Consider the following 579-nt stretch of genomic DNA (forward strand, 5'->3'; position numbering starts at 1 on the left):
GCGCACGGCCGTGTCCAGGGCGGAGCTGGCGCCGCCGCCGAGGGACATGTTGGCCACCGAGGGGCCGCTGTGGTTCTTGGTGACCCAGTCGATGCCGGCCACCACGCCCGCGGTGGTGCCCGAGCCCTGGTCGTTGAGCACGCGGACGGCCACGACCTTGGCCTTCTTGGCGACGCCGTGGGCGATGCCCGCCGTGGTCGAGGCGACGTGCGTGCCGTGGCCGTTGCCGTCCTGGGCGACGTTGTCGTTGTCCACCGCGTCGTAGCCGTTGACGGCCCGGCCGCCGAAGTCCTGGTGGCTGACGCGCACGCCGGTGTCGATGATGTAGATGGTGGTGCCGCCGCCCGCGCTGTCGGGGTAGGTGTACTTCTGGTCCAGCGGCAGGTTGGCCTGGTCGATCCGGTCCAGACCCCAGTTGGGCGGGTTGTTCTGGGTGGCGGTCGCGTGCACCGTGGTGTCCTGGATGACCTGGTCGACGGCCGGGTCGGCGGCGAGCTTCTTCGCCTCGCGCTCGCTGAGCTGCGCGGAGTAGCCGTTGAGGGCGGCCGTGTAGGTGTGTCTGACGGTGCCGCCGTACTC

The 579-nt window shown here is 71.0% G+C and carries 1 protein-coding gene; it reads right to left on the reverse strand.

All coding sequences use genetic code 11. The features are described 5' to 3' along the window. A partial coding sequence (locus KUM32_RS40520) for a S8 family serine peptidase (RefSeq protein WP_217146686.1) occupies positions 1-579 on the reverse strand: 579 nt, incomplete at both ends.

The sequence above is a fragment of the Streptomyces sp. AC627_RSS907 genome (genome assembly GCF_019049165.1).